This is a genomic window from Demequina zhanjiangensis (assembly GCF_030418315.1).
Classification (GTDB): Bacteria; Actinomycetota; Actinomycetes; order Actinomycetales; family Demequinaceae; genus Demequina; species Demequina zhanjiangensis.
In genome coordinates this window covers 352,050-365,322 of record NZ_JAUHPV010000003.1, presented here as the reverse complement: position 1 = coordinate 365,322, position 13,273 = coordinate 352,050, and the positions used below count along the sequence as shown (strand labels likewise).

At 69.4% G+C, this 13,273-nt stretch carries 11 protein-coding genes; 5 read left to right on the top strand and 6 right to left on the bottom strand.

Going from position 1 to position 13,273, the window contains the following annotated elements; translation table 11 throughout:
* Positions 1–53: 53 nt before the first annotated feature.
* The 3 genes from QQX04_RS07020 to QQX04_RS07010 all read right to left on the bottom strand — a co-directional run bounded on the left by QQX04_RS07020 (position 54) and on the right by QQX04_RS07010 (position 3,155).
* Complete coding sequence (locus tag QQX04_RS07020) at positions 54–317, bottom strand: PTS sugar transporter subunit IIB (protein WP_301127571.1); 264 nt, start codon at positions 315–317, stop codon at positions 54–56.
* Entirely contained in the window at positions 307–1,176 is an 870-nt protein-coding gene (locus QQX04_RS07015) for a PRD domain-containing protein (RefSeq protein ID WP_301127570.1), read from the bottom strand. The genes QQX04_RS07020 and QQX04_RS07015 overlap by 11 nt, the downstream gene beginning before the upstream one ends.
* A 119-nt stretch (positions 1,177–1,295) precedes the next feature.
* Entirely contained in the window at positions 1,296–3,155 is a 1,860-nt protein-coding gene (locus QQX04_RS07010) for a beta-glucoside-specific PTS transporter subunit IIABC (RefSeq protein WP_301127568.1), read from the bottom strand.
* Between the two features lie 456 nt (positions 3,156–3,611).
* Here QQX04_RS07010 and QQX04_RS07005 point away from each other — a divergent pair, with 456 nt between their 5' ends.
* Both QQX04_RS07005 and ptsP read left to right on the top strand, forming a co-directional pair.
* A complete protein-coding gene (locus tag QQX04_RS07005) occupies positions 3,612–3,884 on the top strand; it encodes an HPr family phosphocarrier protein (protein WP_301127566.1) in 273 nt (90 codons plus the stop codon).
* On the top strand, positions 3,881–5,563 hold the full coding sequence (gene ptsP / locus QQX04_RS07000; RefSeq protein WP_301127565.1) for a phosphoenolpyruvate--protein phosphotransferase: 1,683 nt from the start codon (positions 3,881–3,883) through the stop codon (positions 5,561–5,563). Before QQX04_RS07005 ends, ptsP begins: the two co-directional genes overlap by 4 nt.
* Before the next feature lie 61 nt (positions 5,564–5,624).
* Here ptsP and QQX04_RS06995 read toward each other — a convergent pair whose 3' ends face one another.
* The 3 genes from QQX04_RS06995 to QQX04_RS06985 form a co-directional block, all read right to left on the bottom strand.
* Positions 5,625–6,212 carry a DUF1684 domain-containing protein gene (locus tag QQX04_RS06995; RefSeq protein ID WP_301127563.1) on the bottom strand — a complete coding sequence of 196 codons (588 nt, stop codon included), beginning with the start codon at positions 6,210–6,212 and terminating at the stop codon, positions 5,625–5,627.
* 101 nt (positions 6,213–6,313) lie between these two features.
* Positions 6,314–7,468, bottom strand: a complete 1,155-nt coding sequence (gene fucO / locus QQX04_RS06990; RefSeq protein WP_301127562.1) for a lactaldehyde reductase — start codon at positions 7,466–7,468, stop codon at positions 6,314–6,316.
* 201 nt (positions 7,469–7,669) lie between these two features.
* On the bottom strand, positions 7,670–8,248 hold the full coding sequence (locus tag QQX04_RS06985) for a TetR/AcrR family transcriptional regulator (RefSeq protein WP_301127560.1): 579 nt from the start codon (positions 8,246–8,248) through the stop codon (positions 7,670–7,672).
* Positions 8,249–8,401: 153 nt separating this feature from the next.
* Between QQX04_RS06985 and QQX04_RS06980 the strand changes: the two genes are divergently transcribed.
* The 3 genes from QQX04_RS06980 (at position 8,402) to treZ (ending at position 13,263) form a co-directional block, all read left to right on the top strand.
* A complete protein-coding gene (locus tag QQX04_RS06980; protein WP_301127558.1) occupies positions 8,402–8,848 on the top strand; it encodes an Ohr family peroxiredoxin in 447 nt (148 codons plus the stop codon).
* Positions 8,849–9,007: 159 nt separating this feature from the next.
* Positions 9,008–11,524, top strand: coding sequence for a malto-oligosyltrehalose synthase (gene treY, locus QQX04_RS06975; protein ID WP_301127556.1), 2,517 nt, complete (start codon positions 9,008–9,010; stop codon positions 11,522–11,524).
* A complete protein-coding gene (treZ, locus tag QQX04_RS06970; RefSeq protein ID WP_301127554.1) occupies positions 11,521–13,263 on the top strand; it encodes a malto-oligosyltrehalose trehalohydrolase in 1,743 nt (580 codons plus the stop codon). The genes treY and treZ overlap by 4 nt, the downstream gene beginning before the upstream one ends.
* Positions 13,264–13,273: the final 10 nt, after the last annotated feature.

The window sequence follows — 13,273 nt, the reverse complement described above, 5'->3', positions numbered from 1 at the left end:
GGCGGGCACGGCACAGCGCGCGCCCGTGAGTGGATGTCGGGTGGGGGTGACGGTCAGGGACGAGCGGCTGCCACAGCGTCCACGACAGTCGCATGCAGGTCGTCGAGGTGCGCGGTCGGGGCGATCTGCAGCTGACCCATCAGGTGCATCGCGAGAGCGACGCCGGGCAGAGAGGCGATCGCGGGCACATCTGCGACGTCCGGATCGGCGAGGATCAGCCGGAGCCTCACCATGCACCTCTCGACGCCCGAGATGTTGTCGACCCCACCCGCGAGGGCGATGATCGACGACGCGAGCGCGGTGGACTCAACTGCCATCGCCGGGTCCTGTGGAGACGCCGAGGCCGGCGGTGAGCCGCATGACGTGGATCGAGAGGTACAGGACCTCTCCCTCGCCGACGTCCCACCCGTAGCGGCTTGCGAGGTACTCGGCCATCCGCTGCGCGGTCGCATGCTCTCTCGGCTGGGTCGCCTTGATCGCCTGCGCGAGCGGGGGCGTCTCGAGATCGCGGCGGATGCCACTGCGGCCCCTGACGTACAGGTAGCGCAGGTGCGTGACGAATCGTGCCACCGCGGTCGAGTCCTCGTCGATGTCGGCCGAGTACTCCTGGCGGATGATGTCGAGCAGGTGCGCCAGCTCGGTCGTCATGTTCATCGTCGTGGAGATGTCCCGCGCCCCGAACTGCGCGTTCACGAAGTGCAGGGCCAGAGGAACCGCCTCGACGTCCGGCAGCGGCACGCCGCTCGCCTCCTCGATCAGGTGAAGAGCGTGGCGTGCGAAGGCGAGCTCCTCCGGGTAGAGGGACTCCACCTCGTACCGGAGCGGGTACTCGATGACGGGCGCGCCTTCGCGGGCCCGCCGCAGGGCGAAGCTGATGTGGTCAGCGAGCGGGACGAGCACATGATCGGTGACATGGTCGCCGAGCGCCACGCGGCCCTCCGCGACGATCTTCTCGGTGAGGTCGATGTCCTCGCCGGGGAGCTCGTCGACGAGTGCCGCGATCCGCTCCGCCGAGGCGTTCGCACCCGGTACGAAGCGCCTCTCGATGAGGGACTCGTCGACGACGTCGCCGCGCTTCGCCTGAAAGCCGACGCCGCGCCCGAACAGCACGACCTCGCCTCCCTGCTCGTCCGTGCCGAGCACGACCGAGTTGTTGAAGACCTTGGCGACCTTCATCGACCTCTTCCCTTCATCGGTGCGGCGTTGCACCTGGTCCTGACGATACGCAATCTGCGTCATCTGAGGAAAGCACCCGGTCCGGGTCCGCGCGTCTGGCACGGACCCGGACCGGAGGCTCAGCGGACGACGGTGATCAGGTCCGCGGCGCCGTCGACCACGGCGTCTGTGGACATCGTCACGTGGTCTCCCTCGCCGGCGTTGGTGATGATCACCAGCGTCGTCGTGTCGAACCCGTCGGCCTTGAGCGCCTCGAAGTCGACCTCGGCGAGCGCATCGCCGCGTGCGACGGTGGAGCCCTGGATCGCCTTCGGCTCGAAGTGCTTGCCGTCGAGCTTCACGGTGTCGATGCCGATGTGGACCAGCACCTCCAGCCCACCCGGGGTGCGGATCCCGTAGGCGTGAGGCATCGCCGAGACGACCTCGCCCGCGACCGGCGACACGACGGTGCCGGACGTGGGGAGCACTCCTGCGCCATGGCCGAGAGCGCCCGACGAGAAGACCTTGTCGTTGACCTCGGCCAGCGGGATGACGGTGCCGGCGACGGGGGCCCCGACCTCGACGTCTCCCGCGTCCACGACCTCACCCACGGCCTCGACATCCGACGGGATGTCCTTGAAGCCGAGCACGAGCGTCAGGGTGAAGGCGATCACCATCGCGAGACCGGTGCCGATGAGCTGCATGGCGAACGAGCCGATGTTCACGGTCGCGGTCAGCGTGATGAGTCCGGGAAGGACGAAGCCCTCCGCGGCCGAGCCGCCGGCTGCTGCGATCGCACCACCGATGGCACCACCGATGACGCCGTAGATGAACGGCTTCTTCAGACGCAGGGTGACACCGTAGATCGCGGGCTCGGTGATGCCTGCGAGGATGCCGGAGATCGCCGCAGGACCGGCGACGCCCTTGAGGTCCTTGTTGCGGGTCTTGATGAGCACCGCGGCCGTGGCGGCGCCCTGGGCGAGCACCGCGGCGAACAGCGGTCCGGTGAGGAGCGAGTAGCCCTGCGTCGAGAGGTCCTGGACGATGACGGGCACGAATCCCCAGTGCAGACCGAAGATCACGAAGACCTGCCAGAGACCACCCATGATGGCGCCACCGATGGCGGGGCTGAGTCCCCAGAACCAGTTCACGCCGTTGGACAGGCCGGTGCCGAGCCAGTCGGAGACCGGGCCGATGACGATGAAGGTCGCGGGCACGATCAGCGCGATGACGACGAGGGGGCTCACGAAGTTGCGGATCGCGGAGGGCAGCACCTTGTCGAGGAGCACCTCGAGCTTGGCCTGCACGTACACCGCGAGGATGACCGGGATGACGGCCGACAGGTAGGCAGGCATCGTCACGGGGATCCCGAGGAAGTCGAGCGAGCCGCCGCCGCCGGCGAACGCGTACAGCGTCTGACCCTCGATGACCGCGACGGTCTGCGAGTAGATGAGCGCCCCGGCGATGGCGAGCGCCACCCACTGGTTCGCCTTGAACTTCTTCGCGGCGGTGATCGCCAGGAAGGCGGGAAGGAACTGGAATGCCGCGTCACCGGCTGCGAACCAGATCGCGTAGGTGGACGTGGCGGCGAACGAGGGCCAGATCGCCACGGCCGTGGCGAGCAGCGCCTTGAGGAGTCCGGTGCCGGCGAGGATCCACAGGAACGGCGTGAAGATGCTGGTGACCAGGTCGATCAGACGGGCCATGATGCCGCCTCCGCCGCCGCCACCCTCGGATGCCGTGACGTTCTCGCGCTCCACGATGCTCTCGTAGACCTTCGCGACGTCGTTGCCTATCACGACCTGGAACTGTCCACCGGACTCGACGACGGTGATGACGCCCTTGGTGGACTCCACCTTCGCCTTGTCGGCCTTGTCGCGGTCGTTGAGCTGGAAACGGAGCCGTGTCGCGCAGTGGGTCACGGACTTGACGTTCTCAGCACCTCCGATCGCGGAGATGACCGCCGATGCGGTCGAGTCGTACTTCGTCGGAGCTGCCATGATTCCTCCTTGAATCAGCTCGCAGGGCCGCCACCTGCCCCAAGACGCAAAAAGACCCGGGGCTCGAGAAGCGACGCATCGTCGCAGCCATGGGCTGCGCGTCCTTCGAGACCCGGGTCTTGCCTTGGAAAGTAACAATCCCGTGTGTTCGATCGCGGGTCATTCCGCGATTGGCAGGAACCTAACACTCCTCGGCACCGCGTGCAACCGGAATGTGTCGCACCTGGCACATGGCCTGCAAACCGGTTCGTCTCTTCTCGCGCGCGCGAGGGAGCCACCCTCACCTCACGAGGACTTGCGCGTCCCGGCCCGGGCGAGGTACGGTTCCCGGCACTGACGGATTGTGACCGGAGCATCGGGCAAGACCTGGACAGCGGCAGACCTGCCGCGCCAGGTCTTTTTTGTTTTCTCCGGCCTGTTCCGCCCCCAGCAACGGAGCTCGAGAAAGGGCAAGAAATGCCGCAGCGCCAGACCACCATCGCGAACCTGACGGGCCTCCACGCCCGCCCCGCGGCACTCTTCGCCAAGAAGGCCGCCGCGTCCGGACATGCCATCACGATCGCCCGTGCAGGCGAGGCCCCGATCGACGCCTCCAGCATCCTCATGATCATGGGCCTTGGGCTCTCGCACGGTGACGACGTCACGCTTGTCGGCGACGACGGCTCGGACCAGATCCTCGACGAGCTTGTCGAGATGCTCGAGAGCGACCTGGACTCGGTGCCCGCATGAGCGCCCTCACGGAGTCCCTCATCCTGGACGGCGTGGGCGTCGGCCGCGGGTGCGCAGTGGCGCCCGTCGCCTTCGTGCGGCTCGCTCCTGAGGCCCCCGCCGACGAGCCGTCGCCGGCCGACCCTGACGCCGCCGTCGCCGCGACCCAGGAAGCGTTCTCCCAGGTATCAGCCTCTCTGCAGGCTCGTGCCGACTCCGCCGAGGGCAACCTCGCCGAGGTGCTGCAGGCGACGGCCCTGATGGCCGGCGACGCGTCCCTGCACGCCGACGTCGAGAAGCGCATCCGCGAGGGTGCTGGCCCCGCCACGGCCGTCACCGCGGCCGTCGCGGCATTCGCCGCGATGTTCGAGGCGGCGGGTGGCTATCTTGCCGAGCGCGTGACCGACCTGAACTCCGTCCGCGACCGGGTCGTCGCCCGGCTCCTGGGCGCCGAGGAGCCCGGCCTCGCGTTGACCGAGCGCTCGATCGTGGCGGCCCTCGACCTGTCCCCCGCCGACACCGCCGCGCTCGATCTCGACCTGGTGGCGGGCATCGTGACCGAGCTCGGTGGACCCACGGGTCACACGGCGATCATCGCGGGCCAGCTGGGGATCCCCTGCCTGGTACGGGTCGCAGGCCTCTCGGACGTGCCTGCAGGCACCGAGGTCGCCGTCGACGCCGCGGCGGGTCGTGTGATCACCGCGCCTCCGGCGGACCTCAAGGAGGAGTTCGCCCGCAGAGCGGAGCGGGAGGCCGCCCTGGCCGGTGACACCGAGCCTGGCGCGACCCGCGACGGGCGCGCCGTGCAGCTGCTCGCCAATATCGGCACCCCTGCGGATGCGGTGCGCGCCGTCGCCGCTCACGCGGAGGGCGTGGGACTCTTCCGCACCGAGGTGCTCTTCCTGGACGCCACCGAGGCGCCCTCCGAGGAGGCACAGTCAGCCGCCTACCGGGATGCAGTCGAGGCGCTCGGCGGACGCAAGCTCGTGGTTCGCACCCTCGACGCCGGAGCGGACAAGCCTCTGGCGTTCGCCACCCAGCCTGACGAGGAGAACCCCGCGCTCGGCGTGCGCGGCTTCCGCCTCACTCGCATCCTGCCCGAGCTGGTGCAGACTCAGCTCGACGCGCTCGGCACGGTCGCCGACGAGTCCGTGTGGGCGATGGCCCCCATGATCGCGACGCCTGCGGAGGCTCGGGACTTCGCGTCCCGCGCTCGCGAGGCGGGCATCGGCACCGTCGGCGTGATGGTGGAGGTTCCGGCGGCCGCACTCCGCGCGGAGGCGATCCTTCGCGAGGTCGACTTCGTCTCGCTCGGCACCAACGACCTCGCCCAGTACACGATGGCGACCGACCGCCTCCGTGGCGAGCTCGCCGACCTTCTGGACCTGTGGCAGCCCGCGGTGCTCGAGCTCGTCCGCAGCACGGCACAGGCAGGCCGACGGCTCGACAAGCCCGTCGGCGTGTGCGGCGAGTCGGCGTCGGACCCGCTCATGGCGCTCGTGCTCGTCGGCCTCGGCATCACCTCGCTGTCCATGTCGCCCGGTGCGCTCCCCGCGGTCCGATTCGCAGTGCGCCAGCACACGGTCGCGCAATGCGAGGCGATCGCGCTCGCGGCCCTGTCGCAGGACGAGGCCGGGGCTGCGCGCGAGGCAGCGCTCGCTCTCGTGAATGCCGACGTGCGAGACGCGCTCGGGCTCTGATCCTGTCGCCGCGCCAGGTCCTCTCCAACCACCTGGCGCGGCGGCTTGCCTGGCAGTGCCGTCAGCCGGGGACGAGCTCCCCGACCGGCACGTCCTCGGCGAGCCGGTTGCCCGGCCCTGGAAGCGGGCAGACCCAGTCGCTCGAGTACGCGCATGACGGCTGGTAGGCGAAGTTGAGGTCGATCACGAGGTGACCAGGGTCCCCACCGAGGTCCGCACCTTTGACGGTGTCGAGCACGTAGCGGCCGCCACCGTAGGTCTGAGGCGACGCATCGCGCAGAGGCAGGAAGAGGCCGCCTCCGTAGCTGTCGAGCCACCACACGTCGAGCGATCCCAGGTGGGCGAGATCCACGCGCCCGACCCTGGTGAACGGAACGACGCCGTCGGAGGCCGTCTGCACCTCCCAGCGCTCGGGCTCGGTCGGCGCTACAGGCACGGCGAACCTGAAAGCCTCGTCATAGGGCGCGACCCGAGCCTCGTAGCCTCGTCGCCGCTCCTCAGGGACCGGGGACGCAGGATGGCTCGACAGGAGCGCGTTCCTGCCTTCGACCCAGCGCGCGTGGGCCTCGGCAGGCTCCTCCGCCTCGCGCACCTGCCGGTACAGCTGGAAGGTGCGGCGTCGCCAGTCGCGGACATCCCAGGCATCCATGCTGCGCGCAACCACTCCCACGCCGCGGGCATTCCCGGACCCCAGCGGCCGGGTCGGGCGGCCCTCCCGAGGAGGAAGGAGGGCCGCCCGACCGCACAGGCTCAGTCGAGGAGCGCTGCGTACAGCTCGGCGATCTCCTCGACGCTCGCGGCGCGCGGGTTGCCCCCGGCGCACACGTCGGCGAAGGCAGCCTCGGCGAGGGGCTGGACGTCCGTCGCCGCGGCCCCCACGGCCGTGATGCTGGTCGGGTTGCCCAGGTCCGTGGTCAGCTTCGCCACGGCGTCGACGGCGGCCTTGCGCGCGTCCTCGAGCGGCATGGTCTGCGCTCCCTCGACACCGAAGGCCTCGGCGATGTCACGGTACTTCTCACCGGAGGCGGGCGCGTTGAACGCCATGACGGGTGCGAGGAGGATGCCGTTGGCGACTCCGTGGGGTGCCTCGAAGAACGCACCGAGCGGGTGCGCCATCGCGTGGACAAGTCCCAGGCCGACGTTCGAGTAGCCCATGCCCGCGATGTACTGGGCGAGCGCCATGCGCTCCATGGCCTTCTCGTCGCCGTCGGCGGCGTCCTTGAGCGCTCCCGCGATCACCTGGATCGCCTTGAGGTGGAACAGGTCGGACAGCTCCCATGCGCCCGCGGTGATGTAGCCCTCGATGGCGTGGGTGAGCGCGTCGAGACCGGTGGCGACCTTGAGGCTGCGGGGCGCGGTGGCCATCATCTCGGAGTCCACCACGGCCAGCACGGGGATGTCGTGGGGGTCCACGCAGACGAACTTGCGGCGGTTCTCGACGTCGGTGATGACGTAGTTGATCGTCGTCTCCGACGCGGTGCCGGCGGTGGTCGGGACAGCGATGATCGGGACTGACGGGTTCTTGGTGGGTGCGACGCCCTCGAGCGACCGCACGTCGGCGAACTCGGGGTTCGCGACGATGATGCCGATCGCCTTGCACGTGTCCTGGGGCGAGCCGCCGCCGATGCCGATCAGCACGTCGGCGCCCGCAGCCTTGAACGCCTCGACGCCGGCCTGGACGTTCTCGATCGGCGGGTTGGGAAGGACGTTGCTGTAGATCTCGTAGGCGATGCCTGCCTCGTCGAGCAGCGCGGTCACCTTCCCCGTGACTCCGGTGTCGATGAGGACCTTGTCGGAGACCACGAAGGCCTTGGTGAAGCCTCGCCCCGCGATCTCTTCGGGGATCACCGAGATCGACCCGGCGCCGAAGTAGGCCGTCTGGTTCCAGATCATGCGCTGTGCCACGTTGCACCTCCAGTCAGGGGCCTTGCGGCCCACGGTTTGGACGGGCGTCGCCCGCTGAGTGAATCGTTTCAAACGTGTAGCCCACGCCTCCGGGACCCTGGTCCCGCGACGCGCGGCGCGACGTTCCCACCCATGAGGAGGATCGCGCCAGCGGCAGGGCGGCGCGTGGGCAGAAGGTCCCGAGAGGACCTCCGTGGACCGTCAGCCCTCGCGACCCACGATCGCGGCGATGGCTCGCTGGAGCGCGGCCGTCACGCCGTCGGGATCCCCGCTGAGGTAGCCGGCGACCATCGCGCCGTCGCGCACCATCATGATCTCCGCCGCGCGAGCTCCGGCATCCTCGACACCGAGCATCGACAGCTCCACGGCGATCTCCCCAGTGAGCCACGCCCTGAATCGGGTCACGACGGCACGGACGGGATGCGCCGGGTCCGGGTACTCCGCGGCGGCGTTGATGAACGGGCAGCCGCGGAACCCCGGCGCGCACATCTGCTCGCCGATGGCGAGCGCGAACGCCTGTGAGCGCCACACGCGCGGCAGCTCGGTGGTCCGCGCGACGATCTCCTTGGCCGCAGCGAGCTCCGCCTGGAGGTACGCGACGACGAGATCGTCCTTCGTCGGGAAGTGCCGGTAGAAGGTCACCTTGGCGACGCCCGCCTCCGCGAGGATGCGGTCAGCGCTGACGGCGCGGATCCCGTGCTCGGTGAACAGTGCGGTGGCCGCGGCGAGGATCCGCTCGCGCGCGCCGAGACGCCTAGTCGCCTGCTCAGGGACTGCCATCGGCGCTCCTTCCTGACTCAACCGCTCGGGACGTGGGGAACATTCTGCCTCGTGTCATTGTAGACGTACTAGTTCGTCTACATTGGTGGACGACGCACGCAGGCCACCCGGGGGCATCCGGACCCCACCTGCACGAACACTGAAGGAGCGCCCATGACCGCCAAGCCGAAGGTCTTCTACACCGCCGTCGCCACCGCCACCGGAGACGGGCGCAGCGGCCACGTCTCCTCCAAGGACGGGCTGATCGACCTCGACCTCGTCATCCCGAACCCCATCACCACCCCCAAGAAGGCCAACCCCGAGCTTCTCTTCGCGTCGGGATACTCGGCCTGCTACAACTCCGCATTCCAGAGCGCCGCGAAGTCGATGAAGATCAAGCTCGCCGGATCGCACGTCACCGCGCGCGTCGGCATCGGCCCGGTCTCGATGCACGAGTTCGCCCTCGCAGTCACACTGCAGGTGGAGGCCTTCGGCATCGACCAGGAGACCGCAGAGCAGATCGCCGCGAAGGCCGACCTCATGTGCCCGTACTCGAACGCGGTGCGCGGCAACATCGACGTGACCGTCGAGGTGACGGCGCGCGAATCCGTGGACGCCTGAGCAAGCCCCACGACGGCGCTCCGGTGGGGACGAGACCGGTCACTTCCGGACCCCACCGGAGCAGATCCTCCTTTTGCCTGGTCTTGCCCGGGAATTAACACTCCCGTGACCGGTGTCTGACAAGATGAGAACTGGACACCGACGAGGGGAGTCACCTCCATGGCAGACGGACCGCACGAACGCGCGAAGAGGCTGGGACACAGGGTCGATGCGCCTGTCCCCGTCTCCACCTACCGCCTTCAGCTGACGGAGGACTTCACGTTCGCCGACGCTGCGGCACGGCTGGACTACTTCGCGGACCTCGGCGTCTCCCACCTGTACCTCTCCCCCATCCTCACCGCCGCACCCGGCTCCACGCACTTCTACGACGTGGTCGACCACACCAGGATCGCCCAGGTGCTCGGCGGCGAGGAGGGGCTTCGCGAGCTCTCCTGGAAGGCCGGTGAGCGCGGGATCGGCCTGATCGCGGACCTCGTGCCGAACCACATGGCGGTCCCCACGCCCGTCTATCACAACCGGGCGCTCTGGTCGGTGCTCGCCGAAGGAGTGGACTCGCCCTACGCCCACTGGTTCGACGTGGACTGGTCGAGCGGCGAGCCGGTCCTGATGCCGGTGCTCGGGCAGCGGCTCGGCTCGATCCTGTCGTCCGAGGAGCTCCAGCTCGACCGGATGGTGGTCCCTGGCTTCGAGGACGCGGGCGAGGTGCCGGTGCTCCGGTACTACGACCACGTGTTCCCCGTGAAGGAGGGCACCGAGAACCTCCCGATGGCCACCCTCGTCGACGAGCAGAACTACCGTCTCGCCTACTGGCGAGTCGGCAACGAGGAGCTCAACTACCGCCGCTTCTTCGACGTCGGCTCGCTCGTGGCGGTCCGCGTCGAGGACGCCGACGTGTTCGACCAGACGCACCGGGTGATCGTCGACCTGGTCCGTGACGGCACCCTCGACGGACTCAGGATCGACCACCCCGACGGCCTCGCGGACCCCGCCGGATACATCGAGCGACTCTCCGAGGCCACCGACGGCGCGTGGATCGTCGTGGAGAAGATCCTCGAGGACGACGAGCACCTTCCCACCTCATGGAAGACCGCAGGCACCACGGGCTACGACGCGGCGTGGCGCGTCGGCGCGCTCCTGCGCGACCCCGCCGGCGCTGCTCCTCTCGCCGGCACCCTCTATCGGCTCACAGGCGACGCGCTCGGGTCGCTCCCCGAGCTCATCCAGGACGCCAAGCGCGAGATCGTGAAGGAGTCCCTCTCGAGTGAGGTGCACAGGCTTGCCAACCTCGCGCACCAGATCTGCGTGGCCGACGTCCGCCTACGCGACCACACGTGGCGCGCGCTCTACGACTGCATCCGGCGCATGCTCGTCGCCTTCAACCGCTACCGCGCGTACGTGGTGCCCGGAGTGCCGCCGAAGCCGATGTCGCTCGAGGCGATCGACGTGGCCGCCGCGAAGGCACGCGAACTGCTCGACCCCGAGCGCTACGAGACGCTCGACGTGGTCGTGGACCTGCTCAAGGGGCAGGAGGTCGGCTCGGCCGGCCAGACGCAGGACGCCACCCGTGCCGAGCTCATCACCCGCTTCCAGCAGGCGTGCGGCGCGGTCATGGCCAAGGGCGTCGAGGACACCGCCTACTACCGCTGGACCCACCTGCTGCCGTTGTGCGAGGTCGGCTCGCCGGCGTCGAAGTTCGCGCTTCCCCCCGCCAGCTTCCACGCATGGGCATGGGAGCAACAGCACACGTACCCCCACGCGATGACGACGCTGACCACGCACGACACCAAGCGCTCCGAGGACGTCAGGGCGAGGCTCGGCGTCCTGAGCGAGATGCCCGACGAGTGGGACACCCTCATGGGCCAGCTGCACGCGGCCGTCTCCGACCGCGTGCCCGCCCAGCTCGACGGACGCACCGAGAACCTCTGGTGGCAGACGCTCGTCGGCACCTCCGACGAGGAGGGCATGCTTGAGTGGGACCGCCTCTCGGGCTACCTCACCAAGGCGATGCGCGAGTCCAAGACGCACACCACCTGGACGTCGATCGACGAGGAGTACGAGACAGCGGTCCAGGACTTCGCACGGCAGGCTCACGCCGACGAGGAGGTGCGTGCGCTCGTCACCGCATGGCACCACGACACCTCGGAGGGCGTCCGCGCCGCCGTGCTCGGGCTCAAGCTGGTCCAGCTGACCATGCCGGGCGTGCCGGACGTCTACCAGGGAAACGAGTGCCTCTCGCCCTCCCTCGTCGACCCGGACAACAGGCGCCCGGTGGACTACGACCGACGGGAGGCGGCGCTGGCACGCCTCCTCAAGGGAGGCAAGCCGCGCAACCTCAGCGAGGAGAAGCTGATGGTGACGGCGCGTGCCCTTCGTATCCGCAGGGACCACCGCGACGCGTTCATCGGCGACTCGGCCGGCTACCAGGCCCTCGCGTCGTCGTCGGGGCACGCGGTGGTGTTCGCCCGGACGGTGGGCGACCGACCCGAGGTGGTGACCGTCGCGACCCGCGTCGCCCTCGAGCTCGAACGGCTCGGCGGGTGGGCCGACGCGACCGTGCAGCTTCCCGAAGGCACCTGGACGGACGTGCTCGGGAAGGCTTCCTTCGAAGGAGGAACGGTGCCGCTCTCGGCCCTGCTGAGACACCATCCCGTCGCGCTGCTGGAGCGTGCGAAGTGAGGGCCCGCGTGTGGGCGCCGGGCGCCGCATCGGTCGATATCCACCTGAGGCCCGACACCGTCGACGCATCAGTCACCCCCATGGAGCGCGCGGAGGACGGCTGGTGGGAGGGCCCCACGCTCGTCGCCGGCTGGGACTACGCCTACACGGTCGACGGGAACGGGCCGTTCCCCGACCCGAGGAGCGCGTGGCAGCCCCACGGCGTGCACGGGTTCTCGCGCGCGTTCGACGCGTCGCGGCACCGCTGGGCTGACGACGGCTGGTCCGGCGTCGACGCGCGCGGTGCTGTGACCTACGAGCTGCACATCGGCACCTTTACGCCCGGCGGTACGCTCGACGCGATCGACTCACGCCAGCTCGAGGACCTCGCGGGACGCGGGATCCAGATGCTCGAGCTGATGCCCGTGGCCGCGTTCCCGGGAGAGCGCGGCTGGGGTTACGACGGCGTCTCGCTGTACGCCGTCCACGACGCCTATGGAGGTCCGGAGGCCCTGCAGCGCTTCGTGGACCGCGCCCACCAGGCCGGGCTCGGAGTCTGCCTGGACGTGGTCTACAACCACCTGGGCCCCGACGGGAACTACCTGGCGCAGTTCGGCCCCTACTTCACGGACGCCCACGAGACGCCCTGGGGCTGGGCGGTCAACCTGGATCAGCCCGATGCGCACGGGATGCGCGCCTTCATCGTCGACAACGCGACCAGGTGGCTGCGCGACTTCCATCTCGACTGCCTGCGGCTCGACGCCGTGCACGCGCTCCAGGACGACTCGCCGCGGCACATCCTCGCGGAGCTCTCGGACACCGTCGCCGCACTGTCGGCTGAGGTGGGCCGTCCGCTCTCGCTCGTCGCCGAGTCCGACCTCAACCAGCCCTCCATGGTGACTCCCACCGGAGAGGGCGGACTGGGCATGACTGCGCAGTGGGCGGACGACGTGCACCATGCGCTCCACGCGTACCTCACCCAGGAGACCCACGGGTACTACGGCGACTTCGGCAGCGTCGAGACGCTCGACAAGGCCTACAGGCAGGTCTTCGTGCACGACGGGTCCTTCTCGACGTTCCGAGGCAAGGACTGGGGCGCCCCGGTCCCGCCGGACATGGATAGGCGCAAGTTCGTCGTCTTCGCCTCCAATCACGATCAGGTGGGCAACCGCGCGATCGGCGATCGCCCTGCATCCCGGCTCAGCGAGGGCGCGCAGGCGGCCTCGCTCGCGCTCATCCTGCTGAGCCCCTTCACGCCGATGCTGTTCATGGGCGAGGAGTACGGCGAGACCAGGCCCTTCATGTTCTTCACCGACCACGACGAGCCGCTCGGCTCCGCAGTGTCCGAGGGCCGCATGAGCGAGTTCGCGGGACACGGCTGGGAGGAGCTCTACGGCGGCGAGGTCAACGTGCCGGACCCGCAGGACCGGCAGACGTTCCTGCGCTCCAAGCTCGGCGCGGGGCTCGCGGCCACGACCGACGCTCAGCGTCGCATCGAGGAGTGGATGGCCGAGGTGATCACCGCCCGTCCGCGCACCCTCGAGGACGAGGCGTGGGCGAGGTTCCCCGCAGCGGTCACCGAGAGCCGCCCTCGCGTGCTCACGTTGCACGGACCCGTCATGGTCCACGCGAACCTGTCAGACTCCCCCGCTGAGCTCCCCCGCGGTGAGCTCCTCGCAGCATTCGGACGCGTGACCGAGGCAGAGACGACCCTCACGCTCGGACCTGACGCTGTCGCGCTCGTGGCGCCGCTCGCCTAGGCCGTTCGAG

Excerpts from the sequence above, each read along its gene's own strand:
- QQX04_RS07020 (WP_301127571.1), bottom strand. The coding sequence starts at position 317 with ATGGCAGTTGAGTCCACCGCGCTCGCGTCGTCGATCATCGCCCTCGCG.
- QQX04_RS07015 (WP_301127570.1), bottom strand. The coding sequence starts at position 1,176 with ATGAAGGTCGCCAAGGTCTTCAACAACTCGGTCGTGCTCGGCACGGAC.
- QQX04_RS07010 (WP_301127568.1), bottom strand. The coding sequence starts at position 3,155 with ATGGCAGCTCCGACGAAGTACGACTCGACCGCATCGGCGGTCATCTCC.
- QQX04_RS07005 (WP_301127566.1), top strand. The coding sequence starts at position 3,612 with ATGCCGCAGCGCCAGACCACCATCGCGAACCTGACGGGCCTCCACGCC.
- ptsP (WP_301127565.1), top strand. The coding sequence starts at position 3,881 with ATGAGCGCCCTCACGGAGTCCCTCATCCTGGACGGCGTGGGCGTCGGC.
- QQX04_RS06995 (WP_301127563.1), bottom strand. The coding sequence starts at position 6,212 with ATGGATGCCTGGGATGTCCGCGACTGGCGACGCCGCACCTTCCAGCTG.
- QQX04_RS06985 (WP_301127560.1), bottom strand. The coding sequence starts at position 8,248 with ATGGCAGTCCCTGAGCAGGCGACTAGGCGTCTCGGCGCGCGCGAGCGG.
- QQX04_RS06980 (WP_301127558.1), top strand. The coding sequence starts at position 8,402 with ATGACCGCCAAGCCGAAGGTCTTCTACACCGCCGTCGCCACCGCCACC.
- treY (WP_301127556.1), top strand. The coding sequence starts at position 9,008 with ATGGCAGACGGACCGCACGAACGCGCGAAGAGGCTGGGACACAGGGTC.